The sequence below is a fragment of the Pseudomonas zeae genome (genome assembly GCF_014268485.2).
In the GTDB taxonomy this organism is placed as follows: domain Bacteria; phylum Pseudomonadota; class Gammaproteobacteria; order Pseudomonadales; family Pseudomonadaceae; genus Aquipseudomonas; species Aquipseudomonas neuropathica.
The window spans coordinates 4,919,821-4,938,166 of the sequence record NZ_CP077090.1 but is presented as its reverse complement, the minus strand read 5'-3'; the positions used below and the strand labels follow the sequence as shown (position 1 = coordinate 4,938,166).

Annotated in this window: 16 protein-coding genes; 9 read left to right on the top strand and 7 right to left on the bottom strand. The window is 60.8% G+C overall.

From position 1 onward, the window contains the following. The first annotated feature begins 54 nt into the window (after positions 1 to 54). Positions 55 to 240 (top strand): carbon storage regulator CsrA, encoded by a 186-nt coding sequence (csrA, locus tag HU754_RS21680; RefSeq protein ID WP_016985988.1) that lies wholly within the window; start codon positions 55 to 57, stop codon positions 238 to 240. Between the two features lie 5 nt (positions 241 to 245). Here the strand turns inward: csrA and HU754_RS21675 are convergent, their stop codons facing one another. From HU754_RS21675 to mnmC, 5 genes are all read right to left on the bottom strand, one after another. Next, positions 246 to 473 carry a YheU family protein gene (locus tag HU754_RS21675; RefSeq protein WP_003199186.1) on the bottom strand — a complete coding sequence of 76 codons (228 nt, stop codon included), beginning with the start codon at positions 471 to 473 and terminating at the stop codon, positions 246 to 248. 166 nt (positions 474 to 639) lie between these two features. After that, a complete protein-coding gene (locus tag HU754_RS21670; protein WP_077574040.1) occupies positions 640 to 1,830 on the bottom strand; it encodes an osmoprotectant NAGGN system M42 family peptidase in 1,191 nt (396 codons plus the stop codon). Positions 1,831 to 2,004: 174 nt separating this feature from the next. Next, positions 2,005 to 3,753, bottom strand: coding sequence for an N-acetylglutaminylglutamine synthetase (gene ngg, locus HU754_RS21665; RefSeq protein ID WP_186620512.1), 1,749 nt, complete (start codon positions 3,751 to 3,753; stop codon positions 2,005 to 2,007). Positions 3,754 to 3,756: 3 nt separating this feature from the next. Beyond that, positions 3,757 to 5,529: an N-acetylglutaminylglutamine amidotransferase gene (locus HU754_RS21660; protein ID WP_099756889.1), complete on the bottom strand. Its 1,773-nt coding sequence runs from the start codon at positions 5,527 to 5,529 to the stop codon at positions 3,757 to 3,759. 162 nt (positions 5,530 to 5,691) lie between these two features. Further along, on the bottom strand, positions 5,692 to 7,671 hold the full coding sequence (gene mnmC, locus HU754_RS21655) for a bifunctional tRNA (5-methylaminomethyl-2-thiouridine)(34)-methyltransferase MnmC2/FAD-dependent 5-carboxymethylaminomethyl-2-thiouridine(34) oxidoreductase MnmC1 (RefSeq protein WP_186620514.1): 1,980 nt from the start codon (positions 7,669 to 7,671) through the stop codon (positions 5,692 to 5,694). 172 nt (positions 7,672 to 7,843) lie between these two features. Between mnmC and pap the strand changes: the two genes are divergently transcribed. Both pap and HU754_RS21645 read left to right on the top strand, forming a co-directional pair. Continuing rightward, complete coding sequence (gene pap / locus HU754_RS21650; RefSeq protein ID WP_095048579.1) at positions 7,844 to 9,358, top strand: polyphosphate:AMP phosphotransferase; 1,515 nt, start codon at positions 7,844 to 7,846, stop codon at positions 9,356 to 9,358. A gap of 102 nt (positions 9,359 to 9,460) precedes the next feature. Next, positions 9,461 to 10,645: a thiolase family protein gene (locus tag HU754_RS21645; protein WP_099756887.1), complete on the top strand. Its 1,185-nt coding sequence runs from the start codon at positions 9,461 to 9,463 to the stop codon at positions 10,643 to 10,645. Between the two features lie 139 nt (positions 10,646 to 10,784). Here HU754_RS21645 and HU754_RS21640 read toward each other — a convergent pair whose 3' ends face one another. Continuing rightward, positions 10,785 to 10,979 (bottom strand): DUF6316 family protein, encoded by a 195-nt coding sequence (locus HU754_RS21640; RefSeq protein ID WP_093435328.1) that lies wholly within the window; start codon positions 10,977 to 10,979, stop codon positions 10,785 to 10,787. 210 nt (positions 10,980 to 11,189) lie between these two features. Here HU754_RS21640 and HU754_RS21635 point away from each other — a divergent pair, with 210 nt between their 5' ends. Beyond that, positions 11,190 to 12,149 carry a DMT family transporter gene (locus tag HU754_RS21635; protein ID WP_186620516.1) on the top strand — a complete coding sequence of 320 codons (960 nt, stop codon included), beginning with the start codon at positions 11,190 to 11,192 and terminating at the stop codon, positions 12,147 to 12,149. A 138-nt stretch (positions 12,150 to 12,287) separates the two neighbouring features. On the opposite strand, the gene HU754_RS21630 is transcribed toward HU754_RS21635, so the two are convergent. Further along, positions 12,288 to 13,682, bottom strand: a complete 1,395-nt coding sequence (locus HU754_RS21630) for a class II fumarate hydratase (protein WP_007908383.1) — start codon at positions 13,680 to 13,682, stop codon at positions 12,288 to 12,290. A 193-nt stretch (positions 13,683 to 13,875) separates the two neighbouring features. On the opposite strand from HU754_RS21630, the gene HU754_RS21625 reads away from it, so the two are divergent. The 5 genes from HU754_RS21625 (at position 13,876) to HU754_RS21605 (ending at position 18,210) form a co-directional block, all read left to right on the top strand. Further along, positions 13,876 to 14,397 (top strand): DUF2059 domain-containing protein, encoded by a 522-nt coding sequence (locus HU754_RS21625; protein WP_034155305.1) that lies wholly within the window; start codon positions 13,876 to 13,878, stop codon positions 14,395 to 14,397. Between the two features lie 12 nt (positions 14,398 to 14,409). Then, entirely contained in the window at positions 14,410 to 14,709 is a 300-nt protein-coding gene (locus tag HU754_RS21620) for a BolA family protein (protein WP_064391455.1), read from the top strand. Positions 14,710 to 14,811: 102 nt separating this feature from the next. Then, a complete protein-coding gene (gene trhO / locus HU754_RS21615) occupies positions 14,812 to 15,753 on the top strand; it encodes an oxygen-dependent tRNA uridine(34) hydroxylase TrhO (protein ID WP_093435323.1) in 942 nt (313 codons plus the stop codon). A gap of 35 nt (positions 15,754 to 15,788) precedes the next feature. Beyond that, entirely contained in the window at positions 15,789 to 16,391 is a 603-nt protein-coding gene (locus tag HU754_RS21610) for a DsbA family protein (protein ID WP_186620685.1), read from the top strand. Further along, on the top strand, positions 16,384 to 18,210 hold the full coding sequence (locus tag HU754_RS21605) for an ABC transporter ATP-binding protein (RefSeq protein WP_093435319.1): 1,827 nt from the start codon (positions 16,384 to 16,386) through the stop codon (positions 18,208 to 18,210). Before HU754_RS21610 ends, HU754_RS21605 begins: the two co-directional genes overlap by 8 nt. Positions 18,211 to 18,346: the final 136 nt, after the last annotated feature.

Here is an 18,346-nt window from a genome sequence, read left to right as displayed (position 1 = left end):
AGGCGCGGCAAGCCGCGCATCTTCAGGGTTCGCTAACCCTGAAGGACGAATCTCATGCTTGTACTCAGCCGTGTCGTTGGTGAGTTGATTTCAATCGGTGATGACATCACCTTGCGCGTTCTGTCAGTGAACGGTGCCAGTGTGCGATTTGGCGTCGAGGCGCCACAAAAGGTCAACGTGCACCGCGCGGAGGTCTATGAGCGGATTCAGCGCAAGCAAGCCACGCAGAAAGTTCGCTGAGGATTTCAGTCGAACAGGTGCTTGGGCACGTCGTGCTTGAGCATCAACTGGCACTGCTCGCTTTCCGGGTCGAAGACGATCAGCGCCTGGCCTTTGGTCAATGCCTGACGCACGCGCAGCACGCGGGTTTCCAGCGGCGTGTCATCACCGTTGTCGGTGCCGTCGCGGGTGACGAAATCCTCGATGAGGCGGGTGAGGGTGTCGACTTCAAGTTGGTCGTGGGGAATAAGCATGGGCACCTCGGCTGAATCAATGGCGGGATGCTACGGCGATTGCGGGTTGCCTGCCAGTTTTGTGTTGCCTGTACCGACCTCATCGCGAGCAGGCTCACTCCTACAGGGGAACGCATTCCAAATGTGGGAGCCTGCTCGCGAAGGCGATGGTTCTGCCAACAAAGATTTAACTGTCGGAACGCTGCCCCACCAGACTGTCCACCGACGGTACTCGCGTATCGCTCTCCATCTGTGTGTCATGCTCAATCTGATGACTGAAGCGATCCAGTGAAGCATTCGCTGGCGCCGCATCGCTGGCGAACACCGGCGGGCTCAGAATGTAAGCGCCCAGCAAACGACTCAACGCCGCCAGACTGTCGATGTGCGTGCGCTCATAACCATGGGTCGCATCGCAGCCAAACGCGAGCAGGGCGGTGCGGATGTCGTGGCCGGCGGTCACCGCCGAGTGCGCATCGCTGAAGTAATAGCGGAACAGGTCGCGGCGCACCGGCAGTTCGTTTTCACCGGCCAGACGCAGCAAATGTCGCGACAGGTGATAATCGTACGGGCCGCCAGAATCCTGCATCGCCACACTCACCGCATGCTCGCTGGAGTGCTGTCCGGGAGCGACCGGCGCGATGTCGATGCCGACGAATTCGCTGACGTCCCACGGCAGCGCCGCCGCCGCGCCGCTACCGGTTTCCTCGGTGATGGTGAACAGCGGGTGGCAGTCGATCATCAGCTCCTGGCCGCTGTCGACGATGGCTTTGAGTGCCGCGAGCAGCGCCGCAACGCCGGCCTTGTCATCCAGGTGACGGGCGCTGATGTGACCGCTTTCGGTAAATTCCGGCAGCGGATCGAATGCGACCACGTCGCCGATGCTGATGCCCAGCGAATCGCAGTCAGCCTTGGTCGCACAGTAGGCATCCAGACGCAGTTCAACGTGATCCCAACTGATCGGCATTTCATCTACGGCAGTGTTGAAGGCGTGCCCGGACGCCATCAACGGCAAGACACTGCCGCGAATCACGCCGTTGTCGGTAAACAGGCTGACGCGACTGCCCTCGGCAAAGCGGCTCGACCAGCAGCCGACCGGGGCGAGGGTCAGGCGGCCGTTGTCCTTGATCGCACGAACGGCGGCGCCGATGGTGTCCAGGTGCGCGGAAACGGCGCGGTCGGGGCTGTTCTTCTTGCCTTTGAGCGTGGCGCGAATGGTGCCGCGTCGAGTCATTTCAAAGGGGATGCCGAGCTCTTCCAGACGCTCGGCGACGTAACGCACGATGGTGTCGGTAAACCCGGTGGGGCTGGGAATGGCGAGCATTTCCAGCAGGACTTTTTGCAGGTAGTTGAGATCCGGTTCGGGGATTTGCGTGGTCATGGAAACTCCTGATGGGTTGAGCACACCGATGGTTTCGATGAGGGGGATTTGGGGTGAATTTAAGGGCCCCTTCGCGAGCAAGTCGAATCGTCGCACCGTCGCTCCCACAGGGGGATGCATTTCAAATGTGGGAGCGAGCTTGCTCGCGAAGGCGTCAGCCCGGACAAAACAGATTCAAGAGACAGCCGGCTGACTGTGCGGAAACAACAAATCGACAAAGCGCTCTGCCGTCGGCTGCGGCTCATGGTTGGCCAGACCGGCACGTTCGTTGGCCTCGATAAACACGTACTCCGGCTGATCCGCCGCCGGCACCATCAAGTCGAGCCCGACCATTGGAATGTCCAGTGCCCGCGCGGCTCGCACAGCGGCGTCGACCAGGGTTGGGTGCAGAATCGCCGTGACATCTTCCAGCGTGCCACCGGTGTGCAGATTTGCCGTGCGCCGCACAAACAGGTGCTCGCCGGCCGGCAGGATGCTGCTGTAGTCATACCCGGCCGCATGCAAGGTGCGCTGGGTTTCGTGATCCAGCGGGATCTTGCTTTCGCCACTGGTCGCCGCTTGCCGACGACGACTTTGCGCCTCGATCAACGCACCGACCGAATGCTGACCATCGCCGACCACTTCCGCCGGTTTGCGAATCGCCGCTGCCACCACTTCAAAACCGATCACCAGAATCCGCAGATCGAGACCTTCGTGGAAGCTTTCCAGCAGCACGCGGCTGTCAAATTGCTTCGCCGTTTCGATGGCTTGCTGCACTTCTTCGATGCTCTGCAAATCCACCGCTACGCCTTGGCCCTGTTCACCGTCGAGCGGTTTGACCACCACCCGTTGATGCTCATCGAGGAAGGCCAGATTGTCGTCGGCATTACCGGCCAGTTGCTGCGAGGGTAGGTTCAGTCCGGCGCCTTTCAGCACTTTGTGGGTCAGGCTTTTGTCCTGACACAAACTCATGCTGATCGCGCTGGTCAGGTCGCTCAGTGATTCGCGGCAACGCACGCGACGCCCGCCGTGGCTGAGAGTGAACAGCCCGGCATCGGCGTCATCCACCTGCACGTCGATACCGCGTCGATGAGCTTCTTCAACGATGATCCGCGCATACGGATTGAACTGCGCTTCTGGCCCCGGACCGAGAAACAGCGGCTGGTTGATGCCGTTTTTGCGCTTGATGGCGAAGGTCGACAGATTGCGAAAGCCGAGCTTGGCGTAGAGGTTTTTCGCCTGCCGGTTGTCATGCAGAACCGACAGATCCAGATAGCTCAAGCCGCGACTCATAAAGTGCTCGATCAGGTGCCGCACCAGCACTTCACCAACACCCGGCCGCGAGCATTGCGGATCAACCGCCAGGCACCACAGGCTGCTGCCGTTTTCCGGGTCGTTGAAAGCTTTTTGATGGTTCAGGCCCATGACGCTGCCGATCACCGCGCCGCTGTCTTCATCCTCGGCCAGCCAGTACACCGGGCCGCCCTGATGATGCGGAGTGAGCCGCGTGGCATCGATCGGCAACATGCCGCGCGCCTGATACAACAGATTGATCGCCTGCCAGTCCGCCTCACTCTGCGCGCGGCGAATACGGAAGCCGCGAAACACGCGGGTGGCCTGGCGGTAATCGCTGAACCACAGGCGCAAGGTGTCCGACGGGTCGAGAAACAGTTGCGTCGGTTCCAGGCCGAGGATCTGCTGCGGCGCCGCGACGTACAACGCGATATCACGCTCGCCGGGCTGTTCTTTGAGCAGCTCCTGTGCCAGCGATGCCGGGTCGGGAAACGTGTGGCCGATCAGCAACCGGCCCCAGCCGCAATGGACGGCGATCGGGTCGGCGGCCAGCGTGCTGCCGTCTTCGGCCAGACGCGCCTGCAAGCGTTCATAGGACGGCGTCTGACCGCGTAGCAGCCGTTGATTGATGGCTGTGGCGTGGGGTTTCATCGATCAGATTCCTTGTTCACTGAGCCACAGGTTCAGGGCCGCCAGTTGCCACAACTTCGAACCGCGCAACGGCGTCAGTTGGCCTTGCGGATCGGTCAGCAACTTGTCGAGCATGGCCGGATTGAACAGACCGCGATCCTGACTCGGATCGAGCAGCAACTCGCGCACCCAGTTCAGCGTGTCGCCCTGCAAGTGCTTGAGGCCCGGCACCGGGAAGTAGCCTTTTTTACGGTCGATCACCTCACTCGGGATGACTCGGCGCGCGGCTTCTTTGAGCACTTGTTTACCGCCGTCAGGCAGCTTGAATTGGCCAGGCACTCGGGCCGAGAGTTCCACCAGTCGATAGTCGAGAAACGGCGTACGAGCCTCCAGGCCCCAGGCCATGGTCATGTTGTCGACGCGTTTGACCGGGTCATCGACCAGCATCACCGTGCTGTCCAGACGCAAGGCTTTGTCCACCGCCGCATCGGCGCCGGGCTGGGCGAAATGTTCTTTCACAAAGTCGCCGGCTGCATCGTTCGCGGTCAGCCATTTCGGCTGCACGGTGGCGGCGTAGTCGTCGTAGCTGCGGTCGAAAAATGCGTTGCGATACGCCGCGTACGGATCGGTCGCGCCGTCGACTTGCGGGTACCAGTGATAACCGGCGAACAATTCGTCAGCACCCTGGCCGCTCTGCACCACTTTGCAGTGCTTGGCCACTTCGCGCGATAGCAGATAGAAGGCGATGCAGTCATGGCTGACCATCGGCTCGCTCATCGCGCGGAACGCGGCGGGCAATTGCTCGATGATTTCTTTCTCGTCGATGCGCAGTTGATGATGCTGAGTGCCGTAGTGTTTGGCGATCAGATCCGAGTACTGGAATTCGTCACCGCGTTCGCCGCCGGCATCCTGGAAACCGATGGAAAAGGTCGAAAGGTTGTCGACGCCGACTTCACGCAACAGGCCGACGAGCATGCTCGAATCGACGCCGCCGGACAGCAGCACACCGACATCCACTGCCGCGCGTTGACGAATCGCCACCGCTTCGCGGGTGCTGTCGAGGACGCGATCAACCCAATCTTCGAGGGTCAGATTTTTCTCATCATCGTGTGGGCCGTAAGGCAGGGTCCACCAGGTTTTCTGTTCGGTGGTGCCATCGGCTTCAACGCGCATCCAGGTCGCCGGTGGCAGTTTTTCGATGCCGGCCAGCAGGGTGCGTGGCGCGGGGACCACGGCATGGAAATTCAGGTAATGATTGAGCGCCACCGGATCGAGGATCGGGTTGATGTCGCCGCCCTTGAGCAACGCTGGCAACGCCGAGGCAAAGCGCAGACGCTGGCCAGTACGCGACAGGTACAAAGGCTTCACGCCGAGACGGTCGCGGGCGATGAACAGGCGTTTGGCGTCGCGTTCCCAAATGGCAAACGCGAACATGCCATTGAGCTTCGGCAGCAGCGCTTCGCCCCAGGCGTGGTAGCCCTTGAGCAGCACTTCGGTGTCGCCACCGGAGTAGAACGCGTAACCCAGCGCTTCAAGTTCGGCACGCAGTTCCGGGAAGTTGTAGATCGCGCCGTTGAAGGCCAGGGACAAGCCCAACTGGCTGTCGATCATCGGCTGCGCCGAGCCGTCCGACAGGTCCATGATTTTCAGGCGACGGTGACCCAGGGCAATCGGCCCTTGGGCATGGAAGCCCCACGCGTCGGGGCCGCGAGGGGCCAGGTGATGGGTGATTCTCTCGATCGCTGCAAGGTCTGCAGGTTGTTGATCAAAACGTAACTCGCCAGCTAATCCGCACATAAAGTCCTTACCGGTTTTTCCGTTGGGGAGGGTGTTTCTTCAGCGGCCGAAATGGCCGGTACTCAGAAACTGACCCGGTGCGGTTGTGGGAGTTTTAGAACGATAAGTTATAAGCGGCGCCGTCAGACCAGTGGGCCAACGTCATGGCCCGTGGTCTTCAGTTCATTTGCCGCGAATCAACCGACGTAACGCAAAGCGGTTGGGGTGACAGGCTTCGGCGACACTGCGTGGCAGCGGCAGAGGTTCATTGTCCAGCCATGCGGCGAGCAGTTCGCCAGACAGTGGCGCGGTGATCAGTCCGCGTGAGCCGTGGCCGCTGTTGACGTATAAACCGTCCAGCCAAGGGCAGGCGATGTCCGGCACTTGGCGGGCATCTTTGCTCAGCGCCGAGTAGGTGTCGAGGAACGCTTCGCGGTCGGCGAGGGGGCCGACAATCGGCAAATAGTCAGGGCTGGTGCAGCGAAAGGCTGCGCGGCCCTGAAGATTTTCGACCGGCTGTTCGCTGATGTGCAGACGCGTAACCAGATCGCTTGAGATCTCTTCGAGCATCGCCAGATTGCCCACGTGTTCGGCGGTGGTCGGCGTCAGGTCATCGCTGTTAAAGTCGAAACTGGCGCCGAGCGTGTGTTCGCCCAGACGGGCAGGCGCAACGTAGCCTTCGGCGCAGACCACAGTGGCCAGTGCCTGGCTTTCTGCGGTTTCGGCGAGACGGGTGATCTGCCCGCGAATGCGCTTGAGCGGTAACTCGGCGCTCTGCGCAAAACATTTGATGTCGGCGGCACCGGCCAACACCACGACCGGCGCGCTGGCGAGCAAGCGGTCACCGTCGCGGGCTTGCCACTGGTCATCGACCCTGCGCAGTTGCAGTGCTTGGCAATGATTGAGCAGTTCGATGTTCGCCTGCGCCGCTTGCGCCTGACACAACGCCGGCGGATGCACCCAACCGCCTTCGGGATAGTACAAGCCGCCATGGGCCAGACCGACCCCGGCACGGGCCTGCGCCTCGGGCTGATCCAGCCACTGCAACAGGTCTTCCGGGAAGGCTTCGGCCAACTGGGCGTGACGCTCGGCTTCCTTGGCATTGAACGCCAGTTGCAGCACGCCGCAAGCGTCCCAGTCGGTGCCGCGTTGCAGGGTTTCCAGCAGGCGTCGGGTGTAACCGAAACCGCTGACGATCAGTTGCGACAGTGCCGTGCCGTGGGCGGACAATTTCAGGTACAGCACGCCCTGCGGATTGCCCGAGGCTTCTTGCGCCACCGCCGCATGGCGTTCGAGCAACGTCACCTGCCAGCCACGTGCGGCCAGGCTGGACGCCGTGGCGCAGCCGGCGAGACCGGCGCCAATCACCAGCGCTCGACGTTCAGCCGCGATCGGTGCAGGACGAGCGAACCAGGGTTTTTCCGGCGTCGGCGGCGTCACTTCCGCCGGCCAGCCGAGAAACTCGCCACGGAGGATTTCCCACTTGTGACCGATGCCCGGCGTGCGCTTCATTTTGAACCCGGCGGCGTTGAGCAAACGGCGCACCCAACCGGTACTGGTGAAGGTGCTGATGGTTGAGCCGGGCGCTGCCAGTCGCGCCAGCTCGACAAACAGTTCGGCAGTCCACATGTCGGGGTTTTTCGCCGGGGCGAAACCGTCGAGAAACCACGCATCAATCTGCGCGTCGAGCTGCGGCAGTTGTTCCAGGGCATCGCCGATCAACAGCGTCAGCGTCACGCGGCCGTGGGCCAGGGTGATGCGCTGAAAGCCGGCATGGATCGCCACGTAATGCGTCAGCAACTGATCGGCCAGTGGCTTGAGTTCCGGCCATAGGGCAAGCGCACGTTTCAGGTCGGCAGGGCTCAGCGGGTATTTTTCGACGCTGACAAAATGCAGGCGCGCACCCGCCATGGCGTGCCGCTCGAACAACTGCCAGGCGCAAAGAAAATTCAGCCCGGTGCCAAAACCGGTTTCACCGATGACCAGTCGCCCATCCGCCGGCAGCGCGGCAAAACGCTCGGCGAGGCGGTTCTGTTCGAGGAACACGTAACGGGTTTCTTCCAGCCCCGACTGGTCGGAAAAGTACACGTCATCGAATACCCGCGAACGCGGGCGTCCGTGGTCATCCCAATCGAGTTGGGCGTGGGGCAATACAGGTTTCATGGCAGGCTCGGCAACGACAAGGCGGCCATTCTAGCCGATCGCGCAGGGGCTGCTTGATCCATGGCAAGGCTTGCGCCCGTTGACTCACGGACAATCCGCCAGCCGTGGGAATTTCTGCGCCGCTGCTGTGCCCAATCCGCTAGTCTTGCTGAATCCTGGAAGGAGCCGTCCCATGTTTGAATCCGCTGAAATCGGTCACGCCATCGACAAAGACACCTTTGATGCGGCCGTCCCGGCATTGCGTGAAGCCTTGCTCGAAGCTCAGTTCGAACTGCAGCAGCAGAAGCGTTTTCCGGTGATCATCCTGATCAACGGCATTGAAGGCGCGGGCAAGGGCGAGACGGTCAAGTTGCTCAACGAGTGGATGGACCCGCGCCTGATCGAAGTGCGCACGTTCGATCAGCAGACCGATGAAGAGTTGTCGCGGCCACCGGCGTGGCGCTACTGGCGAATGCTCCCGGCCAAGGGGCGCATGGGCATCTTTTTCGGCAACTGGTACAGCCAGATGCTGCAGGGGCGGGTGCATGGCTTGTTCAAGGATCCGCGTCTGGATCAGGCGATCGCCGGCGCCGAGCGTCTGGAAAAGATGCTCTGCGATGAAGGCGCGCTGATCTTCAAATTCTGGTTTCACCTGTCCAAGAAACAGATGAAGGCCCGGCTCAAAGCATTGGCAGATGATCCGCTGCACAGCTGGCGCATCAGCCCGCTGGACTGGCAGCAATCGGAAACCTACGACAAGTTCGTCAAATACGGCGAGCGCGTGCTGCGCCGTACCAGCCGTGATTACGCGCCGTGGCACGTGATCGAAGGCGCCGACGCCAACTATCGCAGCCTGGCGGTCGGCAAGATTCTCCTCGAAGGTTTGCAAAATGCGCTGAAGCGCCCGGACGTGCATCCGCACGATGTCAGCGCCGCGCCGTTGGGCACGCCGGTCGATCAGTTGAACCTGCTCGACAGCCTCGACCTGACTCAGCGTCTGGAGAAGAAAGACTACGAAGAACAACTGATCACCGAGCAGGCGCGCTTGTCTGGGCTGATGCGCGACAAACGCATGCGCCGCCACGCCCTGGTGGCGGTGTTCGAAGGCAACGATGCCGCCGGCAAGGGCGGGGCGATCCGTCGGGTTGCGGCGGCGCTCGATCCGCGGCAATACAACATCGTGCCGATCGCCGCACCAACTGAGGAGGAGCGCGCTCAGCCGTACTTGTGGCGCTTCTGGCGGCACATTCCAGCGCGCGGCAAGTTCACCGTGTTCGACCGCTCTTGGTACGGCCGTGTGCTGGTAGAGCGGATTGAGGGCTTCTGCACGCCGGCCGACTGGTTGCGTGCCTACGGCGAAATCAACGATTTCGAAGAGCAGCTGTCCGACGCCGGAGTGATCGTCGTCAAGTTCTGGCTGGCGATTGATAAAGACACGCAGATGGAGCGATTTCAGGCGCGCGAAGCGATCCCCTTCAAACGCTTCAAGATCACCGAAGACGACTGGCGCAACCGCGACAAGTGGGACGCCTATCGCGCTGCCGTCGGCGATATGGTCGACCGCACCAGCTCGGAGATCTCGCCATGGACGCTGATCGAGGCCAATGACAAACGCTGGGCCCGGGTGAAGGTGTTGCGCACGATCAACCGTGCACTGGAAGAGGCCTTCGAGAAATCCGACAAGCACGCGAAGAAACACAAGGACTGAGCCGATAGACGCGCATACGCGGGGTGAATGATTGTCGCGGTGGTTGATGCGGTGGACTTATGCTCGGTCCACTCTCAACCGACTACAACAATGAGGTATGCCATGCGTGAAGTGGTGATCGTCGACAGCGTGCGGACTGGCCTGGCCAAATCCTTTCGCGGCAAGTTCAACCAGACCCGCCCCGATGATATGGCGGCTCATTGCGTCAACGCGCTGCTTGAGCGCAACGACATCGACCCGGCCAGCGTCGAGGATTGCATCGTCGGCGCCGGCTCCAACGAAGGCGCGCAGGGCTACAACATCGGCCGTAACGTCGCGGTGCTGTCGCGTTTGGGCACCGGCACCGCCGGCATGACCCTCAACCGTTTCTGTTCGTCGGGCTTGCAGGCGATTGCGATTGCTGCCAACCAGATCGCTTCGGGTTGCAGCGACATCATCGTGGCCGGCGGCGTCGAGTCGATCAGCCTGACGATGAAAAGCGTCAACACCGATCACCTGATCAACCCGCTGCTCAAGCAGCAAACGCCGGGCATCTACTACACGATGGGCCAGACCGCCGAAGTGGTCGCGCGGCGTTATGGCGTCAGCCGTGAAGCGCAGGATCGCTATTCATTGCAGAGCCAGATCCGCACCGCTCAGGCGCAGGCTGCCGGACTGTTCAACGATGAAATCGTGCCGATGGCGGTGAAGTACCGCGTCGAGGACAAAAACACCGGTGCAGTGCAGATTCTCGACGGTGTGGTTGATCGCGACGACTGCAATCGCCCGGACACCACCTATGAAAGTCTCGCCGGATTGAAACCGGTGTTCGCCGAGGATGGTTCGGTGACGGCGGGCAACTCCTCGCAGCTGTCCGACGGTGCGTCGATGACGCTGGTGATGAGCCTGGAGAAAGCCTTGCAGTTGGGCCTCAAGCCGAAAGCATTTTTCCGCGGCTTCACCGTGGCCGGTTGCGAGCCGGACGAAATGGGTATCGGCCCGGTGTTCTCGGTGCCGAAGCTGCTCAAGGCCAAAGGCTTGCAGGTGGCGGATATCGATCTGTGGGAACTGAACGAGGCGTTTGCTTCGCAGTGCCTGTACAGCCGGGATCGGCTGGAGATCGATAATGAGAAATACAACGTCAATGGCGGCTCGATTTCCATTGGTCACCCGTTTGGCATGACCGGGTCGCGGCAGGTCGGGCATCTGGTGCGGGAGTTGCAGCGGCGTAATCTGCGTTACGGCATCGTCACCATGTGCGTGGGCGGCGGGATGGGCGCGACGGGGCTGTTTGAGGCGGTGCGTTAATCCTCAATTCACTAGTTGTCTGTTCAGCCCTCTTCGCGAGCAAGCTCGCTCCCACAGTAGATCTTCAGTGAACACTGATTTTGTGTACACCAGAGATCCAATGTGGGAGCGAGCTTGCTCGCGAAGGGATCTACCGGGTTTACCGGTTGGAATCCTGTAGCTGCATCCGCGCGATATACGCCTTTATTTCCTGCTCAGCCTTTTCGGGACTGTCGAACGGCCCCTCAAGGGTATTTTCCCGAGTGCTGAAAAACAGTTCGCCATTGACCCGGCACAAGCGATCACTGCGAAAGTGCGTGGCGGGGGCGCTGTCCTGCGCGCGCATTGCTAACATGATCGGTCTCCTTGGCTGGTGCGCTGAAAGGGATCCATTGAGCTTATGCCTGAAGCATTTGGCGCGCCTGTACAGCCGATCAACGGCGCGACGTCAATTTAATGCTGCGACCTGAACAGTTTCATTCGCGTCCTGGCCTTAACTGTCCCTGTGTGTCGGTTCATGGCGCGCCTAGAATGAGCGCACTTGTCAGCAGGCTTTGGGGTTTCCATGCACATTTCATCGGGTCGCTGGGTGTACGGCTTGTTCCTGGCGCTGCTGACCGCGTTTCTGTGGGGCATCCTGCCGATCAAACTCAAACAGGTGCTGCTGGTGATGGACCCGGTCACGGTGACCTGGTTTCGTCTGCTGGTGTCCGGTGGCTGTCTGTTCATCTATCTGGCGGCGGTGAAACGTCTGCCCAATCGCAAAGTGCTGGGTCCCAGGGGTGGTTGGCTGGTGCTGATGGCGGTACTCGGGCTGGTCGGCAACTATGTGCTGTACCTGATGGGGCTCAATTTGCTCAGCCCCGGCACCGCGCAACTGGTGGTGCAGATGGGCCCGATCATGTTGCTGATCGCCAGTCTGTTTGTGTTCAAGGAGCGTTTCAGTATTGGTCAGGGAATCGGGTTGGCGGTGCTGTTGATCGGTTTCATGCTGTTTTTCAATCAACGGCTGGCAGAGTTGCTGACCTCGTTGTCGGATTACACCGCGGGGGTGTTGCTGGTGCTGTTGGCGTCGACGGTCTGGACCTTTTATGCGCTGGGCCAGAAGCAACTGCTGACGGTATGGAATTCGTTGCAGGTGATGATGGTGATCTACCTGTTCTGCGCACTGTTGCTGACGCCGTGGGTGCATCCGCTCGAAGCGCTGAACCTCAGCCCGTTGCAGGGCTGGCTGCTGCTGGCGTGCTGCATGAACACGTTGATTGCCTATGGCGCGTTCGCTGAAGCGCTGGCGCATTGGGAAGCGTCGCGGGTGAGTGCGACGTTGGCGATCACGCCGTTGGTGACCTTTGGCGCAGTGGCGATTGCGGCGGGGATCTGGCCCGAATATGTGCATGCCGAGCAGATCAACGGGTTGGGTTATGGCGGGGCGGTGCTGGTGGTGCTGGGGTCGGCGCTGGTGGCGTTGGGGCCTTCATTAATTGCTGGATTGAAGGCGCGGCGGATAAAGATGGCCGCCAGTTAAACCGCGTTGGCCCCATTCGCGAGCAGGCTCGCTCCCACATTTGGACGCATTTCCAACATGAGAATGCGGTCCACTGTGGGAGCGACGGTGCGACGATTCGACCTGCTCGCGAAGACGGACTTTCAGGCTCTACAAAACTTAACCCTTGGCGCCTGCCTCAATCATATTCTCCGGCCGCACCCACGCATCAAACTCTTCATCCGTCAGATAGCCCAACGCCAACGCCGCCTCACGCAAGGTCAGCCCTTCGCTGTAAGCCTTCTTGGCGATCTCCGCCGACTTGTCATAACCAATGTGCGGATTCAGTGCCGTCACCAGCATCAGCCCGCGCTCCAGATGTCGGGCCATGACCTCGGCGTCCGGCTCCAGTCCGGCGATGCAGTGCTGCTGGAAGTTACTGCAACCATCGGCAAGCAAGCGGATCGATTGCAGCAGGTTGTGAATGATCACCGGTTTGAACACGTTCAACTGCAAGTGACCCTGACTCGCGGCAATGCCGATGGTCACGTCGTTGCCTAGCACCTGACAGGCGAGCATCGACAGCGCTTCGCACTGGGTCGGGTTGACCTTGCCCGGCATGATCGAGCTGCCCGGCTCATTTGCCGGCAGCCGCACTTCGGCAAAACCTGCGCGGGGACCGGAGCCGAGCAGGCGCAGGTCGTTGGCGATTTTCATCAATGCCACGGCGAGGGTTTTCAGCGCGCCGGAGAGGCTGGTCAGTGGTTCGTGGCCGGCGAGGGCGGCGAACTTGTTCGGCGCGGTGACGAAGGGCAGGCCGGACAGCGCCGCCAGTTCTGCAGCAATCGCCTCACCAAAACCATGCGGCGAATTCAGCCCGGTGCCCACCGCGGTGCCGCCCTGAGCCAGTTCACACACGGCTGGCAACGCAGCGCGGATTGCGCGTTCGGCGTAATCCAGTTGCGCGATGAACCCGGACAACTCCTGACCAAAGGTGATCGGCGTCGCATCCATCATGTGCGTGCGACCGGTTTTCACCAGTTTCATGTGCCGCGCGGCCAGTTCTGCGAGGCCGCCAGACAACTCGGCAATCGCCGGCAGCAGTTGTTCCTGCACGGCCTGGGCGGTGGCAATGCTCATGGCGGTGGGAAAGCAGTCGTTGGAACTTTGCGAGCGGTTGACGTGATCGTTGGGGTGCACCGGGGTCTTGCCGCCGCGCGGGTTGCCGGCCAGTTCGTTGGCGCGCCCGGCGATGACTTCGTTGACGTTCATGTTGCTCTGCGTGCCGCTGCCGGTCTGCCAGACCACCAGCGGAAACTGGTCGTCGTGCTGGCCGTCGAGCACTTCGTCGGCAGCCTGTTCGATCAGGCGGGCGATGTCGGCGGGCAAATCGCCGTTACGGTCGTTGACCCGTGCAGCGGCTTTCTTGATCAGGGCCAGAGCGTGCAGTACCGGCAGCGGCATGCGTTCCTGACCAATGGCGAAGTTGATCAGCGAGCGTTGCGTCTGAGCACCCCAATAGGCGTCGTCCGGGACTTCGATCTGGCCCAGGCTGTCGGTTTCGATACGGCTCATCGTGCACACTCCTGTTGGTCTGTTTGCGCAGTTTAGGCCGGCATCGGCCGTGGTGGTTCCCTCGAACCGATTGTTGACCGGTAAAACCCGGCCAATCAAGCACGGCAAGGCTCGGGGGTTGAGCCACGAGGTTTTTTAGGCGCAGAATGGTCGCCCTTGGGGTTTTACCTCGCCTAGCTGAAAAGGAAACTCGATGACTCGTCTTCGTGCCATCTGCACCGCGGTTGCACTGGTTTGCGCCAGCGGCCAGGTGCTTGCCGATACCGCCAGCCACAACGCCAGTGCTGAAGCTTTCCTGACCCTGGCGCACGCTGACAAGCTGGGCACTCCGGTGTACATGCAAGTGCAGCAAATGTTCGCTCAGCGTTTTGAACAGACCAAAGCCCCGGAAGCCAAGAAAGCCGTACTGGAAACCTACCAGGCCAAGGCCAACGCCGCCCTGGACCAGGCCATCGGCTGGAACAAGCTCAAGCCTGACATGGTCAAGCTTTACACCAGCAACTTCAGCGAATCCGAGCTGAAAGACCTGGTCGCGTTCTACCAGTCGCCACTGGGCAAGAAAGTCCTGGAAAAAATGCCGCAGCTGACCCAACAATCGGCCCAGATGACCCAGGCCAAACTGGAAAGCGCCGTGCCTGTCGTCAACAAGCTGCTCGACGACATGACCAAAGAGCTGGACCCGAAAGGCGCTGCTGCGCCGGCCAAGAAGAAGTAAGCGGAGTTCGTGATGACCATGCAACAACGCATCGAATCGACGCTGGCCCTGCTTCAGCCTGAGCACCTGCAAGTGCTGGACGAAAGCCACATGCACAGTCGCGGGTTGCAGACGCACTACAAGGCCGTGGTGGTCAGCGCGCAGTTTGACGGCCTGAACCGGGTCAAGCGCCACCAGAAAGTCTACGGCACGCTCGGTGAGCTGATGGGCGAGTTCCATGCGTTGGCGCTGCACACTTACACCCCGCAGGAATGGGCAGAGATCGGCGCCGCTCCGGCATCGCCGACCTGTGCTGGCGGCAGTAAGCATTAAGCTTCGGTTTTTTGCTAGAATCCGCAACGCGCCGCTCACCCGGCGCGTTTTTTTTTGAATCCGGTTCACCCTTTGCGAGGGTAGCCACCTGGAGAAATACCCATGACACAACCGATTGTCGTGGCGGCACTGTATAAGTTCGTCACCCTCGAAGATTACGTCAACCTGCGCGAGCCGCTGCTGCAAGCGATGGTCGACAACCAGATCAAAGGCACCCTGCTGATCGCCGAAGAAGGCATCAACGGCACGGTATCCGGCACTCGCGAAGGCATCGACGGTCTGCTCACCTGGCTCAAGAACGACCCACGCATGATCGACATCGATCACAAAGAGTCGTACTGCGACGAGCAGCCGTTCTATCGCACCAAGGTCAAACTGAAGAAAGAGATCGTCACCCTCGGTGTCGAAGGCGTCGACCCGAACAAAAAGGTCGGCACCTACGTTGATCCGCAAGACTGGAACGCGTTGATCAGCGACCCGGAAGTGCTGTTGATCGACACCCGTAACGATTACGAAGTATCGATCGGCACTTTCGAAGGCGCCATCGATCCGAAAACCACCAGTTTTCGCGAATTCCCCGACTACATCAAAGAACACTTCGACCCGGCCGTGCACAAGAAGGTCGCAATGTTCTGCACCGGTGGCATTCGCTGCGAGAAAGCTTCGAGCTACATGCTCGGCGAGGGTTTCGAAGAGGTTTACCACCTCAAGGGTGGCATCCTGAAGTACCTCGAAGAGGTGCCGCAGGAAGAAACCAAGTGGCAGGGCGACTGCTTCGTGTTCGACAACCGCGTGACCGTGCGTCACGACCTCAGCGAAGGCGACTACGATCAATGTCATGCCTGTCGCACACCGGTCAGTGTTGAAGATCGCACCAGCGAGCATTACGTTGCCGGCATCAGTTGCCCGCATTGCTGGGACACGTTGAGCGAGAAAACCCGCCGCAGCGCCATCGACCGGCAGAAGCAGATCGAACTGGCCAAGGCGCGCAACATGCCGCACCCGATCGGCTACAACTACAAGCAAGCATCCACCGAGGCTTAATCATGTCTGCGCGCCTGCTCTATGTGATGGATCCGATGTGTTCATGGTGCTGGGGTTTTGCTCCGGTGGCCAAGGCATTGGTCGAGCAGGCGCAAGCAGCCGGGGTCGAGCTGCATCTGGTGGTTGGTGGTTTGCGCACCGGCAGCGGTTCGGCGCTGGAACCGACCACGCGTCGTTACATTCTTGAGCACTGGCAAGCGGTCACCGAGGCCACTGGTCAAGCGTTCAAGTTCGAAGGTGCGTTGCCCGACGGTTTTGTCTACGACACCGAACCGGCCTGCCGGGCGATCGTCACTGCGCGCAGCCTGGCACCGGATTGCGCGTGGACACTGGTCGGGCTGATCCAGCAGGCGTTTTACGCTGAAGGCCGCGATGTCACCCAGGCCAGCGTATTGGTCGAGTTGGCGGAGAAGGCCGGTGTGCCGCGCATCGAGTTCGCGGCGTTGTTCGATCATGCCGATCAGCACAAAGCCACTCAGGCCGATTTCAGTTGGGTGCAGGATCTGGGCATCGCCGGTTTCCCGACCCTGCTCGCCGAACGCAATGGCCAACTGGCGCTGCTGACCAATGGCTATCAACCGCTCAGCGAACTGTCGCCATTGCTCGGCCGCTGGCTGGAGCGCGCCGCCTGTGCCTGACCTGGCCGATGACACGCCAGCCGTAAAGCGTGTCGACCGGCTGAGCTGGGCAGAAGTCCGGCGACTGGCACTCACTCACAAAAAATCCCTATGGATCGCCAACGGCGTGGCTGTGCTGGCGACGCTGTGCAGCGTGCCGATTCCATTGCTGTTGCCGCTGCTGGTGGACGAAGTCCTGCTCGGCCATGGCGATGCCGCGCTGAAAGTCATGAACCATGTGCTGCCGACGATGTGGCAGCAAGCGGCCGGCTATATCGGCCTGATGTTGCTGGTGACCCTTACCCTGCGTTGCAGTTCGCTGTGCTTTGGCGTGTTGCAGTCGCGGCTGTTTGCACGGCTGGCCAAGGACATCGTCTATCGTATTCGCGTGCGTTTGATCGAGCGCCTCAAGCGGATTTCCCTCGGCGAATACGAAAGCCTCGGTAGCGGCACAGTAACGACGCACCTGGTCACCGATCTGGATACCCTCGACAAATTCGTCGGCGAAACCCTCAGTCGCTTTCTGGTGGCGATGCTGACGCTGGTCGGCACCGCGAGCATCCTGATGTGGATGCACTGGAAACTGGCGCTGCTGATTCTGCTGTTCAACCCGCTGGTGATCTACGCCACGGTGCAGTTGGGCAAACGCGTCAAACACCTGAAGAAGCTCGAGAACGACAGCACCTCGCGTTTCACCCAGGCGTTGAGCGAAACCCTTGATGCGATTCAGGAGATCCGTGCCGGCAACCGTCAGGGTTTCTTCCTCGGGCGGCTCGGCCTGCGGGCGCAGGAAGTGCGTAACTACGCGGTCAACTCGCAGTGGAAAACCGACGCTTCCAACCGTGCCAGCGGTTTGTTGTTCCAGTTCGGCATCGACATTTTCCGCGCGGCGGCGATGCTCACGGTGTTGTTCTCCGACCTGTCGATCGGCCAGATGCTCGCGGTGTTCAGCTACCTGTGGTTCATGATCGGCCCGGTCGAACAACTGCTCAATCTGCAATACGCCTATTACGCGGCGGGCGGGGCGTTGGCGCGGATCAACGAACTGCTGGCGCGCGCCGATGAGCCGCAATATCCCGGCGGTGTCGATCCGTTCAAGGGCCGGGACACCGTAGGTATTCAGGTACAGGGCCTGAGCTTCGGCTACGGCGATGACCTGGTGCTGGATCAGCTGAATCTGTCGATTGCTCCCGGTGAAAAAGTCGCGATTGTCGGCGCCAGTGGCGGCGGCAAAAGTACCCTCGTGCAATTGCTGCTCGGGCTGTATACGCCACTGTCCGGCACCATCCGCTTCGGCGGTTCGACCCAGCAGGAAATCGGTCTGGACACGGTTCGCGAAAACGTCGCGGTGGTGTTGCAGCACCCGGCGCTGTTCAACGACACCGTGCGCGCCAACCTGACCATGGGCCGCACCCGCAGTGACGAGGCGTGCTGGCAGGCGCTGGAAATCGCTCAGCTCGAAGCGACCATCCGCGCCTTGCCCAATGGTCTGGACAGTATCGTCGGCCGCTCCGGCGTGCGCCTGTCCGGTGGGCAGCGGCAACGTCTGGCCATCGCGCGGATGATCCTCGCCGAACCGAAAGTCGTGATCCTCGACGAAGCCACCTCGGCCCTCGACGCCGCCACCGAGTACAACCTGCATCAGGCCATGGCGCGCTTCCTCAATGGCCGCACCACGCTGATCATTGCCCACCGACTGTCGGCGGTGAAACAGGCTGATCGCGTGCTGGTGTTCGATGGCGGTCAGGTCGCTGAGGACGGCGATCACCAGCAGCTGATTGCCGATGGTGGTCTGTATGCCAAGCTCTATGGTCATCTGCAGCAGATCCAGCGCCCTTGAGTTTCGTGCCGGTTTCTGTGCTTAGTGCTTGAATTGCATTAAGTAAAATCACTCGGAACGCCCGTACAGTCCCGCCATTTGCACAATCGACCTAGAGGACGGCAGAGCTGTCCCTTTGACTTGGCGAAAATTAGCC